The organism is Bradyrhizobium sp. McL0615, assembly GCF_049993905.1.
GTDB lineage: Bacteria > Pseudomonadota > Alphaproteobacteria > Rhizobiales > Xanthobacteraceae > Bradyrhizobium.
In genome coordinates, this window is sequence record NZ_CP188254.1 from 5,613,021 (window position 1) to 5,637,052 (window position 24,032).

Here is a 24,032-nt window from a genome sequence, read left to right on the forward strand (position 1 = left end):
CATGGCAAATGGTCAGGTTGTCCTCGTAACAACTGAACCGTTGGGAGGCGGTTCGCCCGTCCGCTCGGTCTACTATGTGGCTGAACAGGATCCGACAAAGGCTGAGGCAATTGTCGCCGCAATGATGGCCCCGAACGAGAGGGTCGAAGCCTGGGGGCTGCTTCCGGAGCCAGCCGTCAAAGCGCTCGGATTGAAGCCCGGCGACTTCACACGCGGATGACCGACTGGACGGAGCCCCTCACTTACACGGCTTGGAATCCCTGACGTCGAACCGGCCCATCGCGCCCGCGATCACGAAGTCGTTGTAATCGAGCACCAGCGCGCGGGAGACGCCGTTCTCGAACAGCTCGAACGACATCGCGTAAACCGGCGTCTGCTCGCCTTCCTTGGTCTTGGTGTCGCGGTCGTAATAGCTCACGGTCACCGGCCAGCGGGTCAGCGTCTTCATCTGGTCGTTGGCGGTCGAGGGATCGGGCGAAGCGATGTCGCGGGTGCCCGGAATCGGCTGCCCGATCACCGACAGCGTATTGTAGACCTTCTCGCCATTGTCGGAGCCGTCATAGACCATCAGCTCAAGCACCGATTTGCCCTCGCGAGCGGCAGCGATGATGTGCTGGATCTGCTCGGTCGGAAACACGATCTTGCCGTCGAGTTCGAACGTCTTCGCAACCGGCGCTTTCAGCTTTACCGTGATGTGGTCGCCGACCCGCTCCGCCATGCCGTCGACCGGGGCCGCGTCGGTATCGTTCATGCGGGTATCGATCTTGAAACGGTAGCTCTTGCCCGCGGCATCTTCCCAGGAATGCGAGCGCAGATCGCTCAGCGTCAGCTTGCCCTCGCCGCTGTCGAGTTCCGACACCTGGCGAAATTCGGACGTGTAGCCCTCGCAGGCGCTGCCCGAGAAATTGTAGAGGATGCGCCCGCGCGCCCCCGATATCGCGTTGGACCCACGCGACTTGACCAGCTTCAATTCATACAGCGCCTGATGGGATAGGAACGGCCCGCCGGCGGCCGCCAGCGCCGGTCCGCTTGCGAAGCCTGAGAGCAAAGCGGCCACAGCCGAAAACGCCAAAGCACGAACCGGAACCGGAAACGAGCAAGCCATGTGTTGTTTTTTCCTTGAGGGAGATTCGTTACATTAGTGATGGCCCTATTGCGTCGCAACTAGGGCGACGCCCTCAAAACGCAGGAATTTGACGTCGGGGAGCCTTGCTTTTCGGCAATATTACGCAACGATTACGGTGGTCACGACCGCGCGGCGGCGATCTGCCCTTGCTTGCAACCGGCGGCGCGATGCGCGAAACAGTGCGGCCTGATCGCGGGTCAGGATAATGAATCAATCGGGGACAAGAAAAATGGCGGGCACGGTCGAACAGAAGCTGGCGGCGCAAGGCATCGTCCTGACAGAGCCGCGCACGCCGATGGCAAATTACGTCGGCTTCGTGCGTACCGGTAACCTGCTGTTCGTGTCCGGCCAGGTTTGCGCCAATGCTGAAGGCAAGCTGATCGCCAAGGGCAAGCTGGGCGCCGGCGTCACCATCGAACAGGGCTACGCGGCGGCGCAAGGTTGCGGCGTCAACCTGCTGGCGCAGGTCAAGGCAGCGCTTGGCGATCTCGACAAGGTGGTCCGCGTCGTCAGGCTCGGCGGCTTCATCAATTCCGCGCCCGATTTCCTCGACGGACCCAAGGTGCTCAACGGCACTTCCGACCTGATGGTCGCAGCCTTCGGCGACAAGGGCCGGCATGCCCGCACCACCGTCGGCGTCGCTTCGCTACCCTCGGATGCCGCCGTCGAGGTCGACGCCATCTTCGAGGTATCCTGAGCGGGACTCCCCTGATGCGCGCGCCGGACTGGCTGACGGCACGGCCGGTCGCCCATCGCGGCCTGCATGATATCTCGCGCGGCATCGTCGAGAACATGCCGGCGGCCGCGCAGGCCGCCGTCGATGGAAACTTCGCCATCGAATGCGACATCCAGCTTTCCTCGGACGGCGAGGCGATGGTGCATCATGACAATGCGCTCGGCCGGCTCACCGACGGTTCCGGCGCGTTGCTCGGCAAGACCGCGGCCGAACTGAAGGCGGTCGCGTTCAAGAACACGGCGGAGCGGATGATGACGCTCGGCGATCTCTGTTCGCTCATCGCCGGCCGCGTGCCGCTCGTGATAGAGGTGAAAAGCCATTTCGATGGCGATCGCCGGCTGGTGAAACGGATGGCCGAGGTGCTCGGCGCCTATTCCGGCCCTGCGGTCGGCATGTCCTTTGATCCGGACCAGGTGGCGGCACTGCGCGAACTGATCCCCGGCCGCCCTCGCGGCATTGTCGCGGAGCGCGAATATACCGCCGAGGAATGGCCGGAAGCGTCGCCGGCGCAACGCCAGGGCATGACCCATCTGCGCCACGCCTTCCGCACCCGCCCGCATTTCGTCGCTTACTGGGTGGATGAGCTGCCGGCAGCCGCCCCCTGGATCGCCCGCAACATATTTGGGCTGCCGCTGTTGACCTGGACCGTGCGCACGCCCGAGCAGCGCGCGCGGGCGGCGCAGAACGCCGACCAGATGATCTTCGAGGGGTTCCTGCCGGGAACCTGATCCGCGCAGTGCCACCTTGAACTCGCCCGCCCGATGCACGATCTTTGAAGTGTTGGCCACCCTGCGCGATGGCTGATCGCACGATGGGACCGGTCCGAATTTCTAGATGGCGTCATCCGAAATCACCCTCGAAGCCGTCCCCTCCGTCAGCGACATCAAGGCTGCGGATTGGGACGCCTGCGCCAATCCGAAGCCAAATCCAGACAGCCTCGAAAACCTCGACACGCTGGCCGCAAGCGGGTCTCAAAGCGATTCCTGCAAGAGCGCCTATAACCCCTTCGTTTCTCACGCCTTTTTCGCAGCCGCCGAAGCCTCCGGCTCGGCCTGCGCCCGCACCGGCTGGGGTGGGCGGCATCTGCTGGCGCGGCTCGACGGCGAGATCGCCGGCATCGTGCCGTGCTATCTGAAATCGCATTCGCAGGGCGAATATGTCTTCGACCGCGGCTGGGCGGATGCCTATGAGCGTGCCGGCGGGCGTTATTATCCCAAACTGCAGGCCTCGGTGCCGTTCACGCCCGCCACCGGTCCGCGGCTCTTGATCCGCGATGGCGTCGACCGCGACCAGATCGGAACCGCGCTGGCGAGCGGCCTGATGGCGCTGTGCAACGCGACCAACGCCTCCTCCGTGCATGTGACCTTTGCCCGCGAGCCGGAAGCGAAGTTTTTAGGGCAGCACGGCTTTCTGGTGCGGAACGACCAGCAGTTTCACTGGCACAATGAAGGCTACGGGACGTTTGACGATTTCCTGACGTCGCTGAACTCGCGCCATCGCAAGGCGATCAAGCGCGAACGGCGCGAAGCGGTGGCAGCCGGGATCACGATCCACCATCTGACCGGCAGCGACATCACCGAGGACGCGTGGGATGCATTCTTCGCGTTCTACATGGAGACGGGTTCGCGCAAATGGGGCCGGCCCTACCTCACCCGCAAATTCTTCTCGCTGATCGGCGAGAGCATGAGCCGCGACGTGCTGCTGGTGATGGCCAAACGCAACGGCCGCTGGATCGCCGGCGCCATCAATTTCATCGGCTCCGACACGCTGTTCGGCCGCAACTGGGGCGCGGTCGAGCACCACCCGTTCCTGCATTTCGAGGTCTGCTACTATCAGGCGATCGATTTCGCGATCCAGCGCGGCCTTAGGATCGTGGAGGCCGGCGCGCAGGGCGAGCACAAGCTGGCGCGCGGCTACCTGCCGCAAACCACCTACTCCGCGCACTTTATCGCCGATCCCGATTTGCGCCGGGCGATCGCGGACTACTTGAAGCGAGAGCGCGCCTACGTCGCGGAAGTCGGGCGCGAACTGGCGGAGTCCGGCCCGTTCCGCAAGGCTGCCGACGAGGCTTGACCTCGTGCGGCAGCCGACATGAAATTGAAAACGAACCCGAGGGAAAAGCCATGCCCGCCTATGACACCAACAACCCCTTCGCAAAAGTCCTGCGCGGCGAGTTTCCCTGCCACAAGGTCTACGAGGACGATCACGTGCTGGCGTTCCTCGACATCATGCCGCGTTCGCCGGGCCATACGCTGGTGATCCCGAAAGCCCCTGCCCGCAATATCCTCGATATCACCCCCGACGATTACGCCCACGTCGCCCGTGCCGCCCACAAGATCGCCGCCGCTGCCATGAAGGCGTTCAACGCCGACGGCATCACCGTGCAGCAATTCAACGAACCCGCCGGCGGGCAGGTCGTGTTCCACCTGCACATGCACGTGATGCCGCGCCATGATGGCGTAGCGCTGCTGCCGCCCGCCAGCCGCAAGGAAGACGTGAAGGTGCTGGAGGACAATGCGACCAAGCTGGCGGCGGCGCTGGGGTAGCAACCGTCTCACTGCGTCATTGCGAGCCCACGGGTCGCGCGAATGACCGCGAGACAATCACTCCGTCTCGAGGTCCTCCACGCGATGTGGCTGGATCGTTGGTTCAGGATCGGCGCAATCGGCGGGCTATTCCCTTCTTCACCCGGCGCCCGATCGGCGCCGCGCCGGAATACTGGGGGCCACCGGAAGATTTGGGAGGTCTTCCGGTTTCAGCCGGAACACGGCGGGATACTTGTCGGGGTCGGTATTCTCGTCTGGCTCGGTCGAACGCCACGCATAGAGACAGGTCGCACAACCGAACACGGACCAGACTCCCGCGACAGGCGATGTGCTCAGCACCTTGACGGTGACCGAACGACAGCGCGGACAAAATCGATGCTGGCCGGCCTGCTCCGTCTGACTCATTTCTGCAGATCCTTTATCAACGCACCAAGCTTGAGCCGCCACGCGTCCATCCCCTGCGGAATGTCCAGTTCCTCGCCGTAGTGACCACGAATATCCGGGGCGACCGGCGTGGTGGCATCGATGATCATCTTGTGTGACATGCCGCCCGGCTGACCCGCGGGGTCCAGCAGATTCTCGGGAAGGTTCGGCAGGATGATGACGTCGCCGGCGGGGTTGACCTTGACGGACAGCGCCCACATCACCTGCTTCAGGTCGAACGGGTCGACATCGGCATCGACGACGATGATGATCTTGGCGTAGCCAAGGCCGTGCGGCGTGGACAGCACGCTCAGGCCGACCGACTTGGCGAAGCCGCCGTAACGTGTCTTCGTCGATACGATCACCACCAGCCCGTGCGTATACAGCGCATTTACCGCCACGATCTCCGGGAATGACGCCTTGAGCTGAACAAAGATCGGCGCGCTTGTCGTCATCGCCTGCAAGAAATCCAGCTCGGTCCAGGGCCTGCCGACATAGACTGCGTCGTAGATCGGATCCTTGCGATGCGAGACCCGGTCGATTTCGATCACGGGATATTGGTGACAACCCGAGTAATAGCCGGGAAACTCGCCAAACGGCCCTTCAGCCTCGCGTTGCCGGTTCAGTACCCTGCCTTCCAGCACGTATTCCGATCCCCAGGGAACATCCAACCCCTTCGCCGTCTTGACCACGCGGTACGGTGCGCCCTGCATGACGGCGGCCATCTTGTATTCGAGCTGATCGTAACGCATCGGTGTCGCACCCATCAGCGTGATGATGGGCTCGTTGCCGAGCGCGATCGCAACCGGCAGATCCTCACCGCGCTCTTCGGCGTGCGCCAGATGGATCGCGATGTCGTGCTGCGGCACCGTCTGGATGCCAATCCGGTTGCGGCCCTTCACCTGCAGACGATAGACGCCCACGTTCTCGACGTCGTCGTTGTTCCAATCGTCGAGGTCGCGGCTGACGACACATGGCTTATCGATGAAGTAGCCGCCGTCACCCCGGTTGAGACGAAACAGCGGCATCAGATCGTAAAGGTTCACGTCCTTGTCGATCACCACCTCCTGCCATGGCGCGCTGGCGACGCGCTCCAGCTCGCCGGGATATTGCTGGAAGCGGCGAACGAACTCGAAGAACTGGTCGCGCAACGGCGCCTCCTTGTCCATGCCAAGCGCGAGCGCGTGGTTGGGCCAGGAGCCGTGCACGTTCATCGCGACATGCGCATTGGTGTAGCCGGCAATATTGTCGAAGCGGATTGCCGGGTTGCTTTCGCCGAGATGCGCCAGTGCACAAGCCGCCGCCCCCAGATCCGGCTCCAGGCGAACCGGTTCGGCGATCCGCAACAACTGGCGTTCCTGCTCAAGCACGGACAAGAATTCTCGAAGATCCTTGTAGGCTCGCATGGATGTGCCGCCTTTCAGGTCATGGCCCGCAACGCGGCGATCTGGCGTTGCCAGCGCGGTAGAACTGCTTGCGGCTCGTGCAGCGCGAAAGTGATGCCGCTGGACACAGCGGCGTAGGGCGCGATGTGCGTTCGTACCGTCTCCACCTCGGCCTCAAAGCAGGCCAGTGGAATTTCGGGCAAAGAACGCGCAAGCCGGCGAGCGCGCAACCGCAACTCGCACATGCCGCCGGCGATCGAAAGGGTCAGCGTCAGCCGCCCGTCACACATCAAATTGGCGCACGTCGCAGACTGTGGAAACAACGCGAAGCGGATACGGCCGGACGGCAACGCGACCATATCACCTGCACTCAGCAGCGAAGCGTGCGGCCACCCCTCTTGATCGACGGTGGACAAGCGTATCGCCTGCGTTTTCGCCAGCAGGTCTGTGCCATCGAGGTAGCGCGCCAGTTCGGCCGGCACCGCATTGCCGTCCGACGCCTGGGGCCGCGAATAGGTGTGCTCGGCTTCGTTCATGTTCCGCTCCCCTTGGCAACGACATGCGGGCGCTCGACCACCGCAGGAAGATCACCTTCCGCACGCATCCCGTTCCAACGCCGCTGCGGCATTTCCAGGCCGAACAGGTCCAGCACGCGGCCGACGGTGTGGTCGATGAGGTCTTCGATGGTCTGAGGATTGTTGTAGAATGCCGGCACCGGCGGGGCGATGATCACGCCCATGCGACTCAGCGCCAGCATATTTTCCAGATGGATATCGTTCAGCGGCGTTTCGCGCGCCAACAGCACAAGGCGGCGCCGTTCCTTCAGCGTAACATCGGCGGCACGCGAAATCAGTCCATCGGAATGCCCGAAGCGGATCGCCGAAAGCGTCTTCATGGTACAGGGCGCAACGATCATGCCGTCGTGGCGGAACGAGCCGCTGGCAATCGTTGCTCCCTGATTGTTGTGCGGATGCACAATTGAGGCCATCGCACCAACCTCGCGCGTGCTGAGGCCAGTTTCCTTCGGGATCGTCACCTCGGCCCACTTGCTCAAAATGAGGTGACGCTCGACGTCGAGCTCCCGGAGCGCAGATAGCAGGCGGACGCCATAAGCCGCGCCCGTCGCACCCGTTATCGCAACGACGATTCGCATTTCCGCCCGGTTCCCCGCTGGTAGGAGACCTTGTAGCGCTTGCGCTTCCAGACCACCTTACGACGAGTTGTTGGCGGCGCGCAACAACCGGCTGCAGAATTCACGCCGTCAATGCGGCGCCCCCCGATCGCATCCGATCGTCCCGGCTACAGGCAGCAAGGTGGCCATGACCGATCCATCCACTCGAACCGGACCGCTCACTCCGTCTCAAAATCCCCGGGCTGCGGTGGCGCCAGCGGCGTGAACTCGCAGCGGTCGGGCTTGATGTCGAGCAGCGGCGTCTCATCGAGGCAATCGAGACCGCGCACCAGGATGACGTTGCCCTCGATCTTGACGAACTTCACGATCGAGGTGCCGATCGGGTTCGGCCGCACCGGCGAGCGCAGCGAGAACGTGCCGCGGGTTTTCTGGTTGTTCTTCGGGCTTTGCAGCACCAGGTCGCGGCGCGACTGGTGCAGCCAGTAGATCACTTCGAGATTTTCATAGAAGTCGACGCCCTTGATCGCGGGCACCCAGGGCTCGAAAATCTCCAGCCGGCAGACCGGGCCGTCCTGACGGCCCTGCCGCGGCGTCTCCAGTCGCGATTTCCAGGGCGTGCGGATGCGGCCGACGAACACCAGCCCGGCATCGCGCGCGGGCGGCATGTCGACAGTGATTTCGCCCTCGCGGACTTCGCTTTCTCTGACCATCATCTAATCCAGTGAAATGTTGAGTGCCTTTATCACGCCTGCCCACAATTTGCGATCGGCGTCGATGAACTTGTCGATGTCGGCAAGACTCTTCGGGCGCAGCGGCGCAAAGCCTGATTTGTCGAGCGAGGCGCGGAAGGTGTCGTCGCTCAGGGCGCGATCGAGACTGGCCTTGAGCTTCTGCGCGATCTCATCGGGCAGTTTCGATTGCGCGGCAACACCGTACCAGACGCTGACTGCATATTGGGGATAGCCGGCTTCGGCCATGGTCGGCACGTCAGGCAGATCGGGAATGCGCTGCGCCGAAGAGACCGCCAGCGGCCGCAGCAAGCCGGCCTTGACCGGCGGCAGCGCAGTTCCGAGCGTGTCGAACATCAGCTGGATGTTGCCCGACAGCAGGTCGGTCAGCGCCGGCCCTGCCCCCTTGTAAGCGATGTGGACCATGTCGATGCCGGCCATCTGGCGGAACATCTCGCCGGCCAGATGCGTCGTGCCGCCGGTGCCGGCCGATCCGAAATTGAGCTTGCCCGGGTTCTGCTTGGCGTAAGCCACGAACTCGGCGACGGTCTTGGCGGGTACGGACGGGTGGACTTCCATCAGCACCGGCAGATCGGTGATAATCGCCAACATCCGGAAATCCTTCACCGGATCATATGGCAGCTTCTTGTAGAGCTGCGGGTTGAGCACGACGATCGAGGCCGCAGTGAAGAACAGCGTGTAGCCGTCGGGCTCGGCGCGCGCCGCCACTTCAGCGCCGATCGCGCCCTGCGCGCCGGCCTTGTTCTCGACCACGACAGTCTGCTTGAGATCGCGGGAAAGATAATCGCCGACCATGCGGCCGAGCACGTCGGTCGGACCGCCCGCAGCATACGGCACCACCAGCTTGATCGGCCGCGTCGGATAGTCGGCCGCATGGCCCTGCGTTGCGACGAAAACAAGGCTGCACGCCAAGCCTAAGAATGTTCGCCAGTTCATTTTGTTTTTCCTTGGGTTTCCCAAGGCGAACAGTAACGGATTACGCGCCGGCTGCAATCAACCGAGCCACCATTTCCCGGCCACCAGAACGAACTCGCCCGCGACCACACCGGCAAAGATCGAGCGTCGCGTCAGCATGAACACCGCAAAGCCCGCCGCGACCGCGCCATAGCGCAGCCAGTCCGGCACGCCGGCTAGCGCGCCCGGCGGCTGCACCAGTATCTGGGCGATGACGCCGGCGAGAATTGCGGTCGCCACCGCCCTCACCCACACCAGAATTTCCGAGCCCTCGTCGACGCCGGCGCCGAACCACAGCCCGGCCATCCGCCAGACCTCGTTGGGCAGGAAGCCTGCGAGCACCAGGACCAAGAGCGCGTGAGGACTGCCGAAAAACTCGCTCATGCGCCCCTCTCCCGCCACCAGTGCACGCCGTAGGCGATGCTGCCGGCGGTAACGCCGCTGATCAAAATATCGACGCCGGTATGCAGCTGTGAGACCAGCGGAAACAGCGCGATCCCGAGCACCAGCGCCAGTATGTCCGATATCTCCCGGCAGTTGCGCGCGGTCGAAAGCAGGAACGCCAGTGGCGTCAGCAGCAGGATCGCCGCTGCAAACAGCGGCGGCAAATTGGCGGCAAGGCCATAGCCGAGCGTGGTGGCGACCATGCAAACGGTGAGCAGCCCGCAGCCGAGCCCATGCGTGAATGCAATCCGCCGCTCGCGCGGCACTTTTGGCAGCAGCCGGTAGCACTCAACCCACAGGGTGACGGCGATGAAATGCGTCGCCAGCACGAGGTGACGGCGTTTTGTCTGCGGCGTCCGCATCAGCGGCAGCACCGACACCACCATCGGAAACAACCGGATCGCACTCACCGTCACCGCAATCGCCGCCTGAACCGCCGTCGCCCCGGAGCCCAGCGTCGAGATCAGGATGATCTGCGCCGGGCCCGCCCAGACCAGCAGCGTAGAGCCCAGCACCCAGCCCAGGCTGAACTGGCTGTCATGGGCCAGCGCACCGATGCCGAGATAGGTCGCGAACAGCACCAGCGTCAGCACGGTGGATGCGACGGAACTCATGCCCCATGCGAAGGCGCGGAGCGGGCTTTTCCATTGGGGAGAATCGAGCTGAGGTAGTGCCACGGGACCGGATGAGGATTTGAGTCGTTGCGGGCATAGGGCTGGCCAAAGCGGCCTGCGTCAAGCTGACCTGCGGGCAGATCTGCTATTCCGCTCGTCTCGAAGCATGCAACATTCTGGCGCGCCCGCCTCTAGACTGCGGCGTCAAATCCCGGTGCGGCCACACCGGACAGAAATGATGCTAGAAACATCTTGCCGAGGATGTGTTTGGTTTCGGCTGTACCGGCCTTCAGCCAGCCCGCCCTGATAGCCCGTTGAAAATCGACCGCGGAAGGAACGGAGAGATCGGTCTCTTCCTTGACCCATGAGACCGCAGCGGATGCGCTGAGAAAAACACCCGCGTAATAGAGACGGGTAAACGCGCGGACAACATCGAGGCGTCTGCGAATGGCTTCATCAGGCGCGCGACCAAGCCAGGCACCCAGCAAAACCTCCTCCATCTCAGGGCAACGCGCGACACCGTCGAGTATGATCGCCACATCGACCAGAGGATCATTGCAATATGCGGACTCCCAGTCGATCAACCAAAGACGCCGGCCGTCGAAAAGAATATTGTTCGGTACGGCATCATTGTGGCTGGACACCAGCGTGCTCGAGTTCGCTCGATACGCTTCGCGGAGCAACTCCAGTCGCTCCACATGTTGATCGAGCACGCCGCCGGCAAAAAGCCCGGTACGGCACACATGTGCAAACAGCCGGGCAACGATATCGGGATACTCGACGAAGTAAGGAAAGGCCTGCGTCGCCTGAACGCGCGCGAGCAATTCGCCCAACGCCTGCGCCAGTGCGCGTGGACCGCCAGGATAAGTCTGCAGCGGCACCTGCTCGATGAAATCGGTCACCACAATGCGGGCCGCCTCGTCCACATAAAGGATTTTGGGCGCAATCCCGGCCTCCGCGGCAATGCGCATGGACACATATTGGTGCGGATTGCGAAGCGGGCTTGGCTGTCCTTCGATCCGTAACAAATACAGCCGCTCGCCAACCTCTATCCGATAGACCGATGCCGTCGTCGCGCCACCGGTGAGCGCCATGATCGGGCCGATCCGGGCCCGGCCAAACGCGGCAGCGAGAGCCGAGCGCGCACTATTAGAGTGTGCGACTGCAAGTGAGGCGAAGGGGTCAACATTCATGAGCTTTCTTACTATGCGCTTCGGCGTCTGGTCACCCCGGCACCCCTCTGTTTTTCAGCACGAAGCACGCCCCGCCCGCCTTGCGGATGCGGCTGCAGAGATCATCCGCGGCGGGCCGTGTGTCGGCGCCGATCCGCACCTGGTAGAAGGCGCGCGTGCCGCGACTGCGCATCACCGACGAGAGCAGGCTCGGGTCCTGGTCGCCGATCACGGCGCTGAGCCGCTTCATGGCGCGAGCATACATCGCGAGCGCCTTGTCGCGGGAAAAGCCGGCGGCAAGCTGCACGCCCCACAATTTGGCGGCACTGAGCGTGATGCGCTGTTCGAGGCCGGCGACGAACGGATTGGGCGCCTGCTTCAGCAGCGCCATCAAGTCGCGGCAGCTCGACGTCGGTATGCGCTCCGGCGTCCTGCCGCCTTTCTGCGCCTTCGACCAATCCTCGACGGTGGAGCCCGTGATGGCGAGAACGTAGCTGCGCGTCTCCTGCGGCATCGCCCCGGTGCCGGTGAGCCACTCCTGAACCCGGCGCGGACCGGCATTGTAGGCGGCGGCCGCCAGTCCCAGATTGCCGAACTGGTCGCGCAGCTCGGCCAAAAACTCCGCCGATTTCGGCAGCGCCTGCACCGGATTGAAGGGATCGAGCAGCCCCCGCTCGTTCGCGGTGCCGGGCATGAACTGCGCGATCCCCTGCGCCCGCTGGCCGCGGCGCGTCATTGGCCCGATCGCATCGGAGCGGAAGCGGCTCTCCTGCCAGATCACGCGGGCGAAGAATTCGAGCGGCAGGTTTGAGGCTTTCGCGGCCGACTCGATCATCAGGCACATCGCCTCGCGCGCGTCACTTTCCCGCGCGCCGTCAGCCGGCCTCTCGACCGCGCTCGCGCGTGGTTCGAAGCTCGACCGGGTGGCCTCGCCGGCGTCCTCAGCGAAGGCATTCGCAACGGAAGACAAAAGCGACAGGGCGCACCACAGGGCGCGAAGAAGCCGGCCTCCTGGCAGGGCCGACTGCAATCCGGGCGCGCGTATGGTGGTTAACACGCTGGTTAAACGATCGCGGCTGGCAGGTGGATCCGCGGTTTCACCGCGGCAACACGCCATTTTGCACTGCAATTGTCCCGAAAACCGCGCCATCGGAACCGCCGTTAATTTACGTTAATGCCGCATTTTGCGTCAGCCGGTCTTTTACGGGGAACAAAGCCGGGTAAAAGTCTCCCTCTTTGTTGGGAGACTTTCAATGCGGGACCGGCGCGAGAGCGTGCGCGACAAGGTAATGTATGGCGGCGTCGCCGAGATCGGCGAACGCGGTACGACGCGCGAATGCATCGTCCGCAACATCTCCAACAAAGGCGCCAGCATCGAATTCAGCAATGATTTCCAGTTGCCAAAAGAGCAGCTCTCGCTGCGCATCGCGCGCAAGGGCCGCTCCTTCCTCGCCAAGGTGGTCTGGTGGCACGACAATTTCGTCGGCGTCGTTTTCAGGGCGGAGACGCCCGCCGAGCCCGTCTCCGATATCGCGGAGCGGCTGCGCAGAAGCGAAATCAAGAAGCGGCAGCTGCAGCAACGGATCGACGAACTGCTTAACGAGCGCTAGAGGCCCGTCGATGGGCTACTCGGCCGCGAGCTTCGCTGCCGGTGGCGGTGACCATGCCACGATGCGATTGCGGCCCGCCGCCTTGGCCTGGTACAAGGCGCTGTCGGCCGCATGCAGCAAGGCTTCGAATCCCGGCATGCCCACGCTGGCGGCCGCAAAACCGACACTGGCCGTTACGTTGAAGTGGACCTCGTTCGCCCTCAACGCGCTGGCGGCAACACGCCGGCGAACCCGCTCCGCCACGATTCTCGCCTGATCGAGATCGGTTTCCGGCAGCAGCATGACGAACTCCTCGCCCCCGAGCCGGCCGACGATATCGGGGCTGCGCTTGCCCTCCCGGCAGGCATCGGCGACGGCGACCAGCGCTTCGTCGCCGACCGCATGTCCGTAACGGTCGTTGACCGCCTTGAAGTGATCGACGTCGATCATCAGCACCGATAGTGGCCGGTAGTAGCGCTGAAACCGGCTCCATTCCGCCGTGGCCAGCGTCCAGAAATGCCGCCTGTTGTACAGGCCCGTCATCGAATCGATGGTCGCCAGTTCTTCCATCTGCTGCGCATTGCGAACCAGATCGGTGACGTCGCAATAGGTCAGCATCCGGCCGCCATTCTTGAGAACCGCGCAATGCGCCCGGATGTTGCGGCCATCGGTGGTTCGCAGGTCCCGCAACGGCTCGCTGCCGTCGCGTACGGCGGCAACCCGGCTGGCGTAGAATGCGTCCAGTTGGTCCGCCGTCATTCCGCGATCGTTTGCATGCGGTGAATTCCTGATCAGCGACTCGTAGGACGGACGCCTGGCGGCGTGCTCCTCGGTCACACCCCAGAAGGTTCGCATCTTCTTGTTCAGGAACTGGGCGTTGAGCGTGCTGTCCAGCATGACGACGCCTTCGGAGACGTTGTCGAGCGCACCGCGCAGCACCTCCAGTTGGTCGGCATGGCGGACGATGTCGGTCACGTAGGTATAGCTGATCATCCTGCCGCCGTTCGGCAGGTTCGCGCACTGCATCCGGATCACCTCGCCATTGGTCCGGCGCAGGTCGATCGGCTTGGCGTCGCCTGCCCGCACCAGGCGGACGCGCTCGGCGACATAGGCGTCGATGGTTTTGGCGTCGATCTCGTAGGCCTTGGTGTCGCGGCCGTGATACATCAACGCGACGAATGCCGGATTTCGATCGGCGGCAGCATCCGGCAAGTCCCACATGCGACGGAACGCGCGGTTGATGAATTGCGATTTCATGTCGGCATCGAGCAGCAGCACACCGACATCGATGACATCGAGCGCCGCGCGCAGCGCCAGCAACTGACCCCGCACGATGTGTTCGCCGCCCTTCGCCTCCTCGGCGCTGTTCCGGGCGGCGTCCTCTTTGGCCGCCTCCGCCGTCTCGAACACCAGGCCGACCTGCTTGTCGGATTGCCACGCCCGTTTGCACGGCTGCGGCGGGCCTTCGCCCGGGATCAGCAAATGCAAATGCTCGGGAATGCCGAGCACGTTTTCAACCTCGATGATCGCGCCGACATCGGACATCCGGCGGACGATGCAGTCGATCGACGATTGGCCGTAGTTGGAAATGACCCTGCCGGTCAGAAACGTACGGCCGCGGGATATGGATTTCTGTTCGCTCATGGCGGCGATTCCGGTTGGGCTCCGCCCGAAATATCCAACCGGGTAATCTTAAACTGGCTTAACCGGTATGATCCAACCGGGCTCCCAGGGCCCCGGTTTTGTCCACGTCGCTAACAACACGTTAACGCGCCGACGCGCCCTGCGCTATCAAGCAAAAAGCCGGCGGTCTTGCGACACGCCGGCTCTTCGTTTTGGATTGAGGCTGCTTACGCCTTGACCAGCGGCCCCCGCGAGGCCGGCCCCTTCGAGCCGCCGCCTCCGTTCGGGCCACCCGATTTCGGCTTGCGCTTGCGGGCGCCGGGCAGTTTCTCCGGCTTCGGCGTGACCGGCCCCTCGACGAACTCGAAGCCGATCTTGTCCTTGCCGTCCGCGCTTGCCTCGTCCTTGACCAGCACGACGCGAACATGGCCGCCGCCCTTCAAGTGACCGAACAGTACTTCGTCTGCCAGCGGCTTCTTGATGTGCTCCTGGATCACGCGTGCCATCGGACGCGCGCCCATCTGCTCGTCGTAACCATGTTCGATCAGCCAGGCCTTGGCGGGCTCCGACAATTCGATGGTGACGTCGCGGTCGGCCAGCTGCGCCTCGAGCTGAAGGACGAACTTCTCCACCACCATGCCGATGACGTCGGCATTGAGGTGGGCGAACGAGACGATCGCATCCAGCCGGTTGCGGAATTCCGGTGCGAACTGGCGGTTGATCGCTTCGTGGTCGTCGCCTTCCCGCTTGTTGCGCGTGAAGCCGAAGGCCTGGCGCGCGAGATCGGCAGCGCCCGCGTTCGTGGTCATGATCAGGATCACGTTGCGGAAGTTGACCTGCTTGCCGTTGTGGTCGGTGAGCCGGCCGTGATCCATGATCTGCAGCAGCACGTTATAGAGATCCGGATGCGCCTTCTCGATTTCGTCGAGCAGCACCACGCAATGCGGGTGCTGATCCACGCCATCGGTCAACAGACCGCCCTGGTCGAAGCCGACATAGCCGGGAGGCGCGCCGATCAGGCGCGACACCGTGTGCCGCTCCATATATTCGGACATGTCGAAGCGGATCAGCTCGACGCCGAGCGATGCCGCAAGCTGTTTTGCAACCTCGGTCTTGCCGACGCCGGTCGGACCCGAAAACAAATAGGAGCCGATCGGCTTCTCCGGCTCGCGCAGGCCGGCCCGCGCCAGCTTGATCGACGCCGACAGCGCCTCGATCGCCTTGTCCTGGCCGAACACGACACGCTTCAGGGTCTGCTCGAGATGCCTGAGCACCTCGGCATCGTCCTTCGACACGCTCTTGGGCGGAATCCGCGCCATGGTCGCGATCGTGGTCTCGATCTCCTTGATGCCGATGGTCTTCTTGCGCCGGTTCTCGGCGACCAGCATCTGCGCCGCGCCCGACTCGTCGATCACATCGATTGCCTTGTCCGGCAATTTGCGGTCGTGGATGTAGCGCGACGACAATTGCACCGCCGCCTCGATCGCCTCGTTGGTGTATTTCAGCCGGTGGTAATCCTCGAAATAGGGTTTCAGGCCCTTGAGGATCGCGATGGCATCTTCCACCGTCGGCTCGTTGACGTCGATCTTCTGGAACCGGCGCACCAGCGCACGGTCCTTCTCAAAATGCTGGCGGTATTCCTTGTAGGTGGTCGAACCCATGCAGCGGATCGTGCCGGAGGCCAGCGCCGGCTTGAGCAGGTTGGACGCGTCCATCGCGCCGCCGGAGGTGGCGCCGGCGCCGATCACGGTGTGGATTTCGTCGATGAACAGGATGGCGTTGGGATGCGCCTCCAGCTCCTTCAGCACCTGCTTCAGGCGCTCCTCGAAATCGCCGCGGTAGCGCGTACCAGCGAGCAGCGTGCCCATGTCGAGCGAGAACACGGTGGCTGCCGCCAGCACTTCCGGCACTTCGGAATCGACGATGCGCTTGGCGAGCCCTTCCGCGATCGCGGTCTTGCCGACGCCGGCTTCGCCCACGAACAGCGGATTGTTCTTCTGCCGACGGCACAGCACCTGAATTGCGCGGTTGATCTCGGAATTACGCCCGATCACCGGATCGATCTTGCCGTCGCGCGCCTTCTTGTTGAGGTTGACGCAATAGGTATCGAGCGCCTCGCCCTTTTTCTTGGCGTCCTCGTTGCCCTTGGTCTCGGTCTCCTCGTCGACGCCGCGCACCGGCCGCGCCTCGGAGACGCCCGGCCGCTTGGCGATGCCGTGGCTGATATAGTTGACCGCGTCGTACCGCGTCATGTCCTGCTCCTGCAGGAAATAGGCGGCGTGGCTTTCGCGCTCCGCGAAGATCGCGATCAGCACGTTGGCCCCGGTCACTTCTTCGCGTCCCGAGGACTGCACATGAATCACTGCGCGCTGGATCACGCGCTGGAATCCGGCGGTCGGCTTGGCATCGTCGGCGCCGTCGGTCACCAGATTTTCGAATTCGGTTTCGAGATAGTTGACAAGGCTGGTGCGCAGCTTGTCGAGATCGACGCTGCAGGCACGCATCACCGCCGCCGCATCCGAGTCATCGATCAGCGACAGCAGAAGATGTTCGAGCGTCGCATACTGATGATGCCGCTCGTTTGCAATCGCCAGCGCACGATGCAGGGATTGTTCAAGGCTTTGGGAAAAAGTTGGCATTCGCGTCCTCTATGGCCCCCAGTCATCATGATCGCCATTACCCGGTCAGGCAACAACAACCTTCATCATCCCCTGTCATATAGTTACTTACGATCGTGGCGAAAGACCGGTTCCGCAAGCGTGGTTTTCCTCTAAATTCGCCGCATCCGCGGCTGCGATATGCAACCCTCCCCCGAAAAACTACCGGGAATACGATCGGCTTCCGCCAGCACTCATCGATGCAAGACCCGTTCCTTCTCTCCAGCCGGGTCATGAGCCGCGCGCGGCTATTTCTTTTCCATCACGCATTGCAGGGGATGCTGGTGCTTGCGCGCAAAATCCATCACCTGCGTGACCTTGGTCTCGGCAATCTCGTAGGTGAACACGCCGCACTCGCCGATCCCATGATGATGCACATGGAGCATGATCTTGGTGGCTGCTTCGGCGTCCTTCTGGAAGAACTTTTCCAGCACATGAACGACGAACTCCATCGGCGTGTAGTCGTCGTTCAGAATCAGGACGCGATACAGGTTCGGACGCTTGGTCTTCGGCTTGACCTTGGTGATGACCGACGTCGACGGCCCACTGGTTCCGGTATTGCGGTTCTCGTCATTGCTCATTCGGGGAGCAGAAGCAGATGACTTTGCCGGCACGGACGAACAAGCTTTGAAGGTTGGCTGCAACATGGCTCAGGCGTTCGAATTCCAAAAAGGGGTGACCGGAGAGCGCATCCCGACGCACTCGCAAACGGCTCTGGCGTGAGCCACCGCGAAGCACCCAGCAACGCTTTTTTCCAGATCGCCGCTCCCGGTCCGACCCGTTGGCCGGATCGGCACCTGGAATATGGGTCTGCCGCCGGACCGCCGCAAGCATTGACACTGCCCTGGCGCACCTCGGCAACCGGCCCGATTCCCGGCTCGGCTATCCGGGCCAAGATTAATCGTTTCTGTGCGATTTGACAAAGGACAGCGACCGGTCGTTTAGCCGCTGCTGAGGATCGGCTGTGACCCGTTTTTAGCGGAACCGGCTTTCGCGTGTTTTAGCCGCCCGACCTGTCTCTTCGATCCCCTTACGTCGACCACCATCGCGACGCACATGCGCACTGCAATAGTGCGCCAGCGGTACGGACAATGTTCTACCTTGTTACCGAGCCCAACCAGACCTCGTCGGCTTTCAATTCGATCGGGCCGCGCCGGCCAGGCTGTGCGTCGCGAAATAACAGTCCAGCCGCGCCAGGAATTCGAGCGCCAAGAGAAACGGCAACAAGATGCCGAGAAAAAACCTCAAGAAAAAGCCCGGCCGCAACGGCCGGGCTTTTTTTATTGTCGAAGTATCAGATCGCGAACAAATTAGTGCGCGGCCGGGGTGAACTTCGCGACCAGGCCTTCGTAGGGCTTGAAGGTCTGCTTGGCGAGATCGGTGTAGAGGCTCGCGATCTTTTGGGTTTCGGCGACGAAAGTCTCGTAGGAGGAGCGCGCGAATTCGGTCTGCGCTTCGATCGCCTTGTCCAGCGACTTCACGCCGGAGAGCTTTTCAACGTACGATTTGGTGTCTTCGAACGACTTCTTGGCGTAATCGCCATAGGCGGTGGCGATCGCCTGAACGCCGCTCTGCAGGTTGCTCGCGGAAGCAGCAACCGATTCGAGATGCTCTTTGCCGTAGTTCTGAATGTCTTCAACCTTGACCATCATGGAGTCCTTTCCCAGACTGCAGGTGTAAACTGATTGCCGGGAGGTCCCGGCCCCCTGACCACCGTCCTTATATGTGCACCGCACAATAAAGTCAACAAATATTGTGCGACGCACAAATGTGGCGGATTAGCGCTAAAATCCGGGGTCTTACGCAACGGTTAATTAATCTTTTGGAAACCCGCTCGGCCTAACCTGATTCTTGGACTTGTTCGCCTTCCGACAGACAGCTTGAAAGCTGTTTGCGAACAGTATCTTAGCTAGAGCAGCGACCTGATCGGCCAACCCGGCCGCGCGTAAGGGCCGGATCGGTACTTCGAACAGGGGAGCATCAGCGGTTGTTGGGCACAATTTTGCCTCACGAGCCGGTGATCAAGACAGAAATTGGGACGGGGAAGTAAATGCTTCGTACAACCTTGGCTTCCTCACGCGCTTTGCGCGTGTGCGCCCTCGGGCTCATTACCTTCACGACCACGATACTGATCAGTAGCGAGAGCGCCGAAGCGCGCCGCTACAAGCATCGTCGACACCAGCACCACGTCGTGCGCGAAAGCTACAGCCCGCAGTTCTCCTCGATCATCGTCGACGGCAACTCCGGCGCGGTGCTCTCCTCCAATAATCCCGACGGTATCCGCCGCCCGGCATCGCTGACCAAGATCATGACGCTTTATCTGCTGTTCGAGCGCCTCGACTCCGGCAAGATGAAGCTGGACACCGAGATGGAGGTCTCCGAGCACGCCTCCGAACAGGCGCCGACCAAACTCGGCCTGAAGCCCGGCCAGACGCTTAAGGTCGAGGATGCCATCAAGGGCCTGGTGACGCGTTCCGCCAACGACGCCGCCGTCGTGATCGCCGAAGCCATTGCCGGCGATGAAGACGAATTCGCCAAGCTGATGACGCGCAAGGCGCGCTCGCTCGGCATGAGCAAGACCACCTACCGCAACGCGTCGGGCCTGCCCAATGACGAGCAACTGACCACGGCGCGCGATCAGGCGACCCTCGGCCGCGCGATCCAGGATCGCTATCCGCGCTATTACCGTTATTTCGCGACCACCGTGTTCAACTATCACGGCCAGTCGATCCGCAACCACAATCGCCTGCTCGGCAATGTGGAAGGTATCGACGGCATCAAGACCGGCTACACCCGCGCCTCCGGCTTCAACCTTGTCAGCTCGATGCGTCGCGGCAACCGCCACCTCGTCGGCGTGGTGCTGGGCGGCCGCAGCGGCGGTTCGCGTGACGCGACCATGCGCAATCTGCTGGCTGAAAACCTCGAAAAGGGCGCGACCAAGCGTACCGTGGCCGCGATCAGCGAGCGCAATCCCGCGGACGGCGCCGTCGATGTGGCCGAAGCCGAGACCGCTGCGCGTCCGGCCGAAACGGGCCAGTCCGGCAGCGCTCTCGCCGCCGCCGAACCGGGCCTCGCCGCCTTGCCCACAACCCGTTCGATCGCGCCGGTAAAGCCGTCGCTGATGGCGGCCGCCGCCGCTGCCCTGCCGCCGGCCAAGATCGAGCAGAACAAATTCGAGCAGCAAGCCAAGCCCGAGCCCGCGCCATTGACCAGCGGCGTCATCCAGAGCCAGTCGATATCGGCGATCCCGGGCTCGGCTGAACCGATGAAGCCGGTCAAGGTCAAGACGGTTCAGGTCAAGGCCGGCCCGATGAAACTGGCGTCTGCCGGCCCCTCGCAGCCGGTGGCGACACCGCCGATCACCAACGCGATCCAAGCCCGCTCTGAAGTCGCCGAGACCTCCAGCGCCGTCGTTGCAAACGTCGCCGAGGCCAAGGCCGAAGCCGCCAAGGAAGCCCTCAGGGCGGCCATGCCGCAGCAGCCGGCCGGCCACGGCACCGGAAACGGCGTGCTCGGCGTGCTACCCGCGTCCAGTCTGGCACCGGCGCACGCCTCGCACGCGCAGGCGCTGGCCTATGCCGATCCGGCGCCGCGCGCCCAGCCGCTGGCCGCGCAACAGAACGACGCCGTCAAGCCGGTCGCACCGGCGGTGGTTCGCACCGGCTGGATCGTCCAGGTCGGCGCACTCGAAAGCGAAAGCGAAGCCAAGCAGCGGATCGATCTCGCCCGCACCAAAGCGAGCGCGCTGCTCAGCAAGGCCGATCCCTTCACCGAAACGATCGTGTCCAAGGACAACCGCACGCTCTACCGCGCCCGCTTCGCCGGCCTCGATCGCGATTCTGCCGAAGCTGTCTGCAAAACGCTCAAGCGCGCCGACATTTCCTGCATGACCGTTCGCAACTGATCCGGAACTTTCCTTTGAAGTTCGCAAAGCCGGCGCCGCAAGCGCCGGCTTTGTTGTTTTCCAAACACAGTCGGCGCGGCGCGCGCGCGATCACGCCCAATCGGCCCAGCGAAAACTTCTCGTCAAGCATTTGCGGTTAGGTTTCCCTGCAAGGGAAGATCGACCACGCCGGACAACGGCGGGCGATGTGGGGCGTCAGTCAGAGACACGGAAGCAACTCTCGGTTTGTAGCGTCGGTGGCGTGAGCCGGAGTTAGCTAAAGATGCGTGCGAAGAAGAATATCCTTGGCCTCGTTTACGCGGGCAGCGAGGTACGTCGAGCCCCCCTGATCGGGATGCAGTTTCTTCATAAGGGCGCGGTGCGCCCGGCTGATGTCGTCACGCCCCGCCCCCGGCTGCAGGCCAAGGATCTGATAGGCCTCCTCATCCGTCATTTTTCCACTCGCCGCCGGGCGACGCTGCCCCCCTGCCGTGTCGCCTTGCGCGTTCTGACGCCAGGCGGGAAACCGGCGGTCAAGATAGCTTTCAAGTAAGGCGACGCTCTCGGCGTCGAAGACCGATATCATCGCGATCAACTGCGGCAGGTCGAATTCGTCGAGCGAGCGCCCGGCATTCGGTCCGTCCACGATCTGGCCCGACAATGCGCCGCTGTCGTGGTCGAGACTCATATCGAGAAACTGCGAGCGAACGCGCGAGGCCTGCCCCGAAGAACGTTGCGCACCGCCGCCGAATATTCCCCCGATACTGCTGAAGCCGCCCGGCCCAAACGGTGACCAGCCGAGCAGCCCGGCGCCGAAGATGCCGAGCGGAATAGCCACCGCAAGTTCGCCGCGCAGGCCGGTGAAGGCCGCAACCGCCAGCGCCACGATGCCACCCCCGATCTTGATCCCGCGCGCGAGCACGACGGGGTTGGCCGCACGAAACATCTGCAGCAGCATATAAAGAACGACAACGGCGACGACGCCGGCAATCAGGGTTGGCATGGTTCTAATATAGCTGCATCGGCGCCGAAAAGCATGGCGCCAGGCCCGGTGGCAACCAAAGTCGTAATCACTTCATCTGGCCGATCAGCGCGGCCGCGCCGCCGGCGGTTTTCGACAGCGCCAGCAGCGCTTCGCGCCCGCCGGCGGCATAGGCTGCGGCGGCGCGCAGCAGCTCGCGCAGCTGCGCCGCCGCGCCAGGATCGAATCTGCACCATGCGCCGCCGGTGAGCCGCGCAATCTCGCCGAAGGCCTGTTCGGCTGCGGCGTCGTGGCCTTCCTGAAACATGAATACCGGCACCTTGAGCAGGCCGAGCTCGCCGGCCCTGGCGCAGAGATCGTCGACCGCCTCCTCCATGGCGTCGCCGACGAACACCACGGCGCGCACGCCGGACGCCACCGCCTCGCGGCGCGCTTCCGACAGCACCTTGCCGATCTGGGTGTTGCCGCCCTGGCAATCGATCTTGCCCATCAACCTTGCCAGTTGCGCGGAATCGGAGATCCAGCCCGTGGCGCGGCACTCGTTGAAGCCACGGTAATAGACCAGCCTTATATCGAGGCTGCCGAGCGAGGCCGCCTCGCGAAACATGTCGGCCTGCAGCGCGCAGGCCATGTCCCAGGTCGGCTGCCGGCTCATGGTGGCGTCGAGCGCAAACACCAGCCTGCCCCTGGCGCCCGGCCGATGCGGCGACATTGCGCGCGCTTTTGCCACGAAGGCGGCGATGTCGTCCGCCGCTGACGGCTTGGTCTGCGGCAACGGGCCACCCTCGCGCGCCTCGGCCTTTGCCGAGGCAACATCGCCCGCCGATTTTGGTTTGATGGGTTCGCCGGCCATGAGCGCTCGCAGTTAAGCAGCAAGCTCTATGTGGGACGGCGTTTGGCGCCGGTCAATGCGCCGGACAGTGACGCACGCCGCACGGCCGCCTAGTTCGTGATGGGCTTGTTCTTCGGCGTCGGATTGCTGGCCAACGGGACGGACAGCGGCACCGGTCCGGGGCTCTCGGTCAGAAGGTCTGGCACCCTGGTTGGCACCGGCTTCAACGCGCCGCTCCTGTCCGACTCGTCGAGGAACTTGTCGAGCATCGACTGGATCGAGGTTTTGGCGGCGTCAGGCCCGGTGTCCCGCATGTCGTTGTGCTGGAAGCCAGTGTTCACGACGGTGATCCCGGCCTGCTCGCACTGCTCGTCGTCAGGCACCACGCCGGGGTCAGGTTTGAAATGCGTGTCCTTGGAACGGAACGACAGGATCTTGAACTTGCCGTCGGTCAGGAACGGCACGCGCAGATTGTCCAGCGTCACGACTTTCTTAATCTCGTCGGGATACTGCTTGGCGAAATACATCGAGATGTCGCCGCCCATCGAATGGCCGACCATCGTCACCTTTTCATAGTCGGCGTTGGGCTGGATCTTTTTCATTTCCTGGATGGCGAAATGGATGTTGGCCACGCCGCGCTGAATCTGCGGCAGTCGGCCGACATAGGGCTCGCCGACCTTGGTCACCATCGGCGGATCGGTCGGCAAATCATGCTGCGGACTGATCGCAAGGTAACCACGCCACGCGAAGACATTGGACAGGAACGAGTACTCGGTGTTCTTGACGGTGTTGCCGTGATTGAGGATCGCGACCGGGAGTTTGATCAACCCAACATCGGCCTGTGTTTCCTTGTCGCGGCGAACGGCGATATGGACGGCGACAAGACGATTGCCGCGATCGGGATCGTGGAACGCGATCGTCTCATGCCGGATCGCCCACTTGCTCGCGGTGAAATACGCGACAGCGAGCAGCACGGAGAGTGAAAGCAGAACGAGAATTCCACGTTTCATATTCGTCCTCGGGCCCCGCTAAGGGCCATCCCTGTTCTTGAGACTCTTTCGGTCTCTTGTTGATGATATATGTCACGATGGCGTGACATAAAGGCCAAATGTTGTGTGTTGACCGCCTTATCGTTGTGCGATGCACCTATCCATTGTGCAGCCGCTCAATCCCCACAATTTGACC

General features: G+C 63.0%; 24 protein-coding genes. 6 read left to right on the plus strand and 18 right to left on the minus strand.

The features are described 5' to 3' along the window. Positions 1-238: 238 nt before the first annotated feature. The gene (locus ACPPVP_RS26825; RefSeq protein WP_426526052.1) at positions 239-1,105 is read right to left on the minus strand and encodes a cell envelope integrity EipB family protein; all 867 of its coding nucleotides are present in this window, start codon (positions 1,103-1,105) and stop codon (positions 239-241) included. A 250-nt stretch (positions 1,106-1,355) separates the two neighbouring features. Between ACPPVP_RS26825 and ACPPVP_RS26830 the strand changes: the two genes are divergently transcribed. From ACPPVP_RS26830 to ACPPVP_RS26845, 4 genes are all read left to right on the plus strand, one after another. Next, on the plus strand, positions 1,356-1,823 hold the full coding sequence (locus ACPPVP_RS26830; protein ID WP_426526054.1) for a RidA family protein: 468 nt from the start codon (positions 1,356-1,358) through the stop codon (positions 1,821-1,823). Between the two features lie 14 nt (positions 1,824-1,837). Beyond that, positions 1,838-2,590, plus strand: a complete 753-nt coding sequence (locus ACPPVP_RS26835) for a glycerophosphodiester phosphodiesterase (protein ID WP_426526055.1) — start codon at positions 1,838-1,840, stop codon at positions 2,588-2,590. A 106-nt stretch (positions 2,591-2,696) separates the two neighbouring features. After that, complete coding sequence (locus ACPPVP_RS26840; protein ID WP_426526057.1) at positions 2,697-3,935, plus strand: GNAT family N-acetyltransferase; 1,239 nt, start codon at positions 2,697-2,699, stop codon at positions 3,933-3,935. 50 nt (positions 3,936-3,985) lie between these two features. Then, complete coding sequence (locus tag ACPPVP_RS26845; protein ID WP_426526059.1) at positions 3,986-4,408, plus strand: HIT domain-containing protein; 423 nt, start codon at positions 3,986-3,988, stop codon at positions 4,406-4,408. Positions 4,409-4,546: 138 nt separating this feature from the next. Here ACPPVP_RS26845 and ACPPVP_RS26850 read toward each other — a convergent pair whose 3' ends face one another. The 10 genes from ACPPVP_RS26850 to ACPPVP_RS26895 all read right to left on the minus strand — a co-directional run bounded on the left by ACPPVP_RS26850 (position 4,547) and on the right by ACPPVP_RS26895 (position 12,299). Continuing rightward, on the minus strand, positions 4,547-4,813 hold the full coding sequence (locus tag ACPPVP_RS26850) for a non-oxidative hydroxyarylic acid decarboxylases subunit D (RefSeq protein ID WP_426526061.1): 267 nt from the start codon (positions 4,811-4,813) through the stop codon (positions 4,547-4,549). Then, the gene (locus ACPPVP_RS26855; protein WP_426526063.1) at positions 4,810-6,237 is read right to left on the minus strand and encodes a non-oxidative hydroxyarylic acid decarboxylases subunit C; all 1,428 of its coding nucleotides are present in this window, start codon (positions 6,235-6,237) and stop codon (positions 4,810-4,812) included. Before ACPPVP_RS26855 ends, ACPPVP_RS26850 begins: the two co-directional genes overlap by 4 nt. Before the next feature lie 14 nt (positions 6,238-6,251). Continuing rightward, the gene (locus tag ACPPVP_RS26860) at positions 6,252-6,752 is read right to left on the minus strand and encodes a hypothetical protein (RefSeq protein WP_426526065.1); all 501 of its coding nucleotides are present in this window, start codon (positions 6,750-6,752) and stop codon (positions 6,252-6,254) included. Then, positions 6,749-7,369 carry a UbiX family flavin prenyltransferase gene (locus ACPPVP_RS26865; RefSeq protein WP_426526067.1) on the minus strand — a complete coding sequence of 207 codons (621 nt, stop codon included), beginning with the start codon at positions 7,367-7,369 and terminating at the stop codon, positions 6,749-6,751. Before ACPPVP_RS26865 ends, ACPPVP_RS26860 begins: the two co-directional genes overlap by 4 nt. A gap of 197 nt (positions 7,370-7,566) precedes the next feature. Continuing rightward, positions 7,567-8,058, minus strand: a complete 492-nt coding sequence (gene tsaA, locus ACPPVP_RS26870; RefSeq protein ID WP_426526069.1) for a tRNA (N6-threonylcarbamoyladenosine(37)-N6)-methyltransferase TrmO — start codon at positions 8,056-8,058, stop codon at positions 7,567-7,569. Between the two features lie 3 nt (positions 8,059-8,061). After that, entirely contained in the window at positions 8,062-9,033 is a 972-nt protein-coding gene (locus tag ACPPVP_RS26875; RefSeq protein ID WP_426526071.1) for a Bug family tripartite tricarboxylate transporter substrate binding protein, read from the minus strand. 57 nt (positions 9,034-9,090) lie between these two features. Further along, a complete protein-coding gene (locus ACPPVP_RS26880) occupies positions 9,091-9,435 on the minus strand; it encodes an AzlD domain-containing protein (RefSeq protein ID WP_426526073.1) in 345 nt (114 codons plus the stop codon). Continuing rightward, the gene (locus ACPPVP_RS26885; RefSeq protein ID WP_426526075.1) at positions 9,432-10,172 is read right to left on the minus strand and encodes an AzlC family ABC transporter permease; all 741 of its coding nucleotides are present in this window, start codon (positions 10,170-10,172) and stop codon (positions 9,432-9,434) included. Before ACPPVP_RS26885 ends, ACPPVP_RS26880 begins: the two co-directional genes overlap by 4 nt. Positions 10,173-10,300: 128 nt before the next feature. Continuing rightward, on the minus strand, positions 10,301-11,203 hold the full coding sequence (locus ACPPVP_RS26890; protein WP_426526077.1) for a phosphotransferase: 903 nt from the start codon (positions 11,201-11,203) through the stop codon (positions 10,301-10,303). 130 nt (positions 11,204-11,333) lie between these two features. Then, positions 11,334-12,299, minus strand: coding sequence for a transglycosylase SLT domain-containing protein (locus tag ACPPVP_RS26895; protein ID WP_426538078.1), 966 nt, complete (start codon positions 12,297-12,299; stop codon positions 11,334-11,336). Positions 12,300-12,534: 235 nt separating this feature from the next. On the opposite strand from ACPPVP_RS26895, the gene ACPPVP_RS26900 reads away from it, so the two are divergent. Beyond that, positions 12,535-12,891, plus strand: coding sequence for a PilZ domain-containing protein (locus ACPPVP_RS26900; RefSeq protein WP_426526079.1), 357 nt, complete (start codon positions 12,535-12,537; stop codon positions 12,889-12,891). Positions 12,892-12,906: 15 nt separating this feature from the next. Here the strand turns inward: ACPPVP_RS26900 and ACPPVP_RS26905 are convergent, their stop codons facing one another. From ACPPVP_RS26905 to ACPPVP_RS26920, 4 genes are all read right to left on the minus strand, one after another. After that, the gene (locus tag ACPPVP_RS26905) at positions 12,907-14,514 is read right to left on the minus strand and encodes a diguanylate cyclase (RefSeq protein ID WP_426526081.1); all 1,608 of its coding nucleotides are present in this window, start codon (positions 14,512-14,514) and stop codon (positions 12,907-12,909) included. A gap of 206 nt (positions 14,515-14,720) precedes the next feature. Further along, on the minus strand, positions 14,721-17,132 hold the full coding sequence (clpA, locus tag ACPPVP_RS26910; protein WP_426526083.1) for an ATP-dependent Clp protease ATP-binding subunit ClpA: 2,412 nt from the start codon (positions 17,130-17,132) through the stop codon (positions 14,721-14,723). Between the two features lie 266 nt (positions 17,133-17,398). Beyond that, positions 17,399-17,731 carry an ATP-dependent Clp protease adapter ClpS gene (gene clpS, locus ACPPVP_RS26915; RefSeq protein WP_247518623.1) on the minus strand — a complete coding sequence of 111 codons (333 nt, stop codon included), beginning with the start codon at positions 17,729-17,731 and terminating at the stop codon, positions 17,399-17,401. A gap of 729 nt (positions 17,732-18,460) precedes the next feature. Beyond that, a complete protein-coding gene (locus tag ACPPVP_RS26920) occupies positions 18,461-18,799 on the minus strand; it encodes a phasin family protein (protein ID WP_426538080.1) in 339 nt (112 codons plus the stop codon). Between the two features lie 401 nt (positions 18,800-19,200). Between ACPPVP_RS26920 and ACPPVP_RS26925 the strand changes: the two genes are divergently transcribed. Beyond that, entirely contained in the window at positions 19,201-21,054 is a 1,854-nt protein-coding gene (locus ACPPVP_RS26925; protein WP_426526086.1) for a serine hydrolase, read from the plus strand. 256 nt (positions 21,055-21,310) lie between these two features. On the opposite strand, the gene ACPPVP_RS26930 is transcribed toward ACPPVP_RS26925, so the two are convergent. From ACPPVP_RS26930 to ACPPVP_RS26940, 3 genes are all read right to left on the minus strand, one after another. Next, the gene (locus ACPPVP_RS26930) at positions 21,311-22,036 is read right to left on the minus strand and encodes a DnaJ domain-containing protein (protein WP_426526088.1); all 726 of its coding nucleotides are present in this window, start codon (positions 22,034-22,036) and stop codon (positions 21,311-21,313) included. A gap of 67 nt (positions 22,037-22,103) precedes the next feature. Continuing rightward, positions 22,104-22,868, minus strand: a complete 765-nt coding sequence (locus tag ACPPVP_RS26935; protein WP_426526090.1) for a VWA domain-containing protein — start codon at positions 22,866-22,868, stop codon at positions 22,104-22,106. A gap of 89 nt (positions 22,869-22,957) precedes the next feature. Then, positions 22,958-23,857 carry an alpha/beta fold hydrolase gene (locus tag ACPPVP_RS26940; RefSeq protein WP_426526092.1) on the minus strand — a complete coding sequence of 300 codons (900 nt, stop codon included), beginning with the start codon at positions 23,855-23,857 and terminating at the stop codon, positions 22,958-22,960. Between the last annotated feature and the right edge of the window lie 175 nt (positions 23,858-24,032).

Excerpts from the sequence above, each read along its gene's own strand:
- ACPPVP_RS26825 (WP_426526052.1), bottom strand. The coding sequence starts at position 1,105 with ATGGCTTGCTCGTTTCCGGTTCCGGTTCGTGCTTTGGCGTTTTCGGCT.
- ACPPVP_RS26830 (WP_426526054.1), top strand. The coding sequence starts at position 1,356 with ATGGCGGGCACGGTCGAACAGAAGCTGGCGGCGCAAGGCATCGTCCTG.
- ACPPVP_RS26835 (WP_426526055.1), top strand. The coding sequence starts at position 1,838 with ATGCGCGCGCCGGACTGGCTGACGGCACGGCCGGTCGCCCATCGCGGC.
- ACPPVP_RS26840 (WP_426526057.1), top strand. The coding sequence starts at position 2,697 with ATGGCGTCATCCGAAATCACCCTCGAAGCCGTCCCCTCCGTCAGCGAC.
- ACPPVP_RS26845 (WP_426526059.1), top strand. The coding sequence starts at position 3,986 with ATGCCCGCCTATGACACCAACAACCCCTTCGCAAAAGTCCTGCGCGGC.
- ACPPVP_RS26850 (WP_426526061.1), bottom strand. The coding sequence starts at position 4,813 with ATGAGTCAGACGGAGCAGGCCGGCCAGCATCGATTTTGTCCGCGCTGT.
- ACPPVP_RS26855 (WP_426526063.1), bottom strand. The coding sequence starts at position 6,237 with ATGCGAGCCTACAAGGATCTTCGAGAATTCTTGTCCGTGCTTGAGCAG.
- ACPPVP_RS26860 (WP_426526065.1), bottom strand. The coding sequence starts at position 6,752 with ATGAACGAAGCCGAGCACACCTATTCGCGGCCCCAGGCGTCGGACGGC.
- ACPPVP_RS26865 (WP_426526067.1), bottom strand. The coding sequence starts at position 7,369 with ATGCGAATCGTCGTTGCGATAACGGGTGCGACGGGCGCGGCTTATGGC.
- tsaA (WP_426526069.1), bottom strand. The coding sequence starts at position 8,058 with ATGGTCAGAGAAAGCGAAGTCCGCGAGGGCGAAATCACTGTCGACATG.
- ACPPVP_RS26875 (WP_426526071.1), bottom strand. The coding sequence starts at position 9,033 with ATGAACTGGCGAACATTCTTAGGCTTGGCGTGCAGCCTTGTTTTCGTC.
- ACPPVP_RS26880 (WP_426526073.1), bottom strand. The coding sequence starts at position 9,435 with ATGAGCGAGTTTTTCGGCAGTCCTCACGCGCTCTTGGTCCTGGTGCTC.
- ACPPVP_RS26890 (WP_426526077.1), bottom strand. The coding sequence starts at position 11,203 with ATGGCGCTCACCGGTGGCGCGACGACGGCATCGGTCTATCGGATAGAG.
- ACPPVP_RS26900 (WP_426526079.1), top strand. The coding sequence starts at position 12,535 with ATGCGGGACCGGCGCGAGAGCGTGCGCGACAAGGTAATGTATGGCGGC.
- ACPPVP_RS26905 (WP_426526081.1), bottom strand. The coding sequence starts at position 14,514 with ATGAGCGAACAGAAATCCATATCCCGCGGCCGTACGTTTCTGACCGGC.
- clpA (WP_426526083.1), bottom strand. The coding sequence starts at position 17,132 with ATGCCAACTTTTTCCCAAAGCCTTGAACAATCCCTGCATCGTGCGCTG.
- clpS (WP_247518623.1), bottom strand. The coding sequence starts at position 17,731 with ATGAGCAATGACGAGAACCGCAATACCGGAACCAGTGGGCCGTCGACG.
- ACPPVP_RS26920 (WP_426538080.1), bottom strand. The coding sequence starts at position 18,799 with ATGGTCAAGGTTGAAGACATTCAGAACTACGGCAAAGAGCATCTCGAA.
- ACPPVP_RS26925 (WP_426526086.1), top strand. The coding sequence starts at position 19,201 with ATGCTTCGTACAACCTTGGCTTCCTCACGCGCTTTGCGCGTGTGCGCC.
- ACPPVP_RS26930 (WP_426526088.1), bottom strand. The coding sequence starts at position 22,036 with ATGCCAACCCTGATTGCCGGCGTCGTCGCCGTTGTCGTTCTTTATATG.
- ACPPVP_RS26935 (WP_426526090.1), bottom strand. The coding sequence starts at position 22,868 with ATGGCCGGCGAACCCATCAAACCAAAATCGGCGGGCGATGTTGCCTCG.
- ACPPVP_RS26940 (WP_426526092.1), bottom strand. The coding sequence starts at position 23,857 with ATGAAACGTGGAATTCTCGTTCTGCTTTCACTCTCCGTGCTGCTCGCT.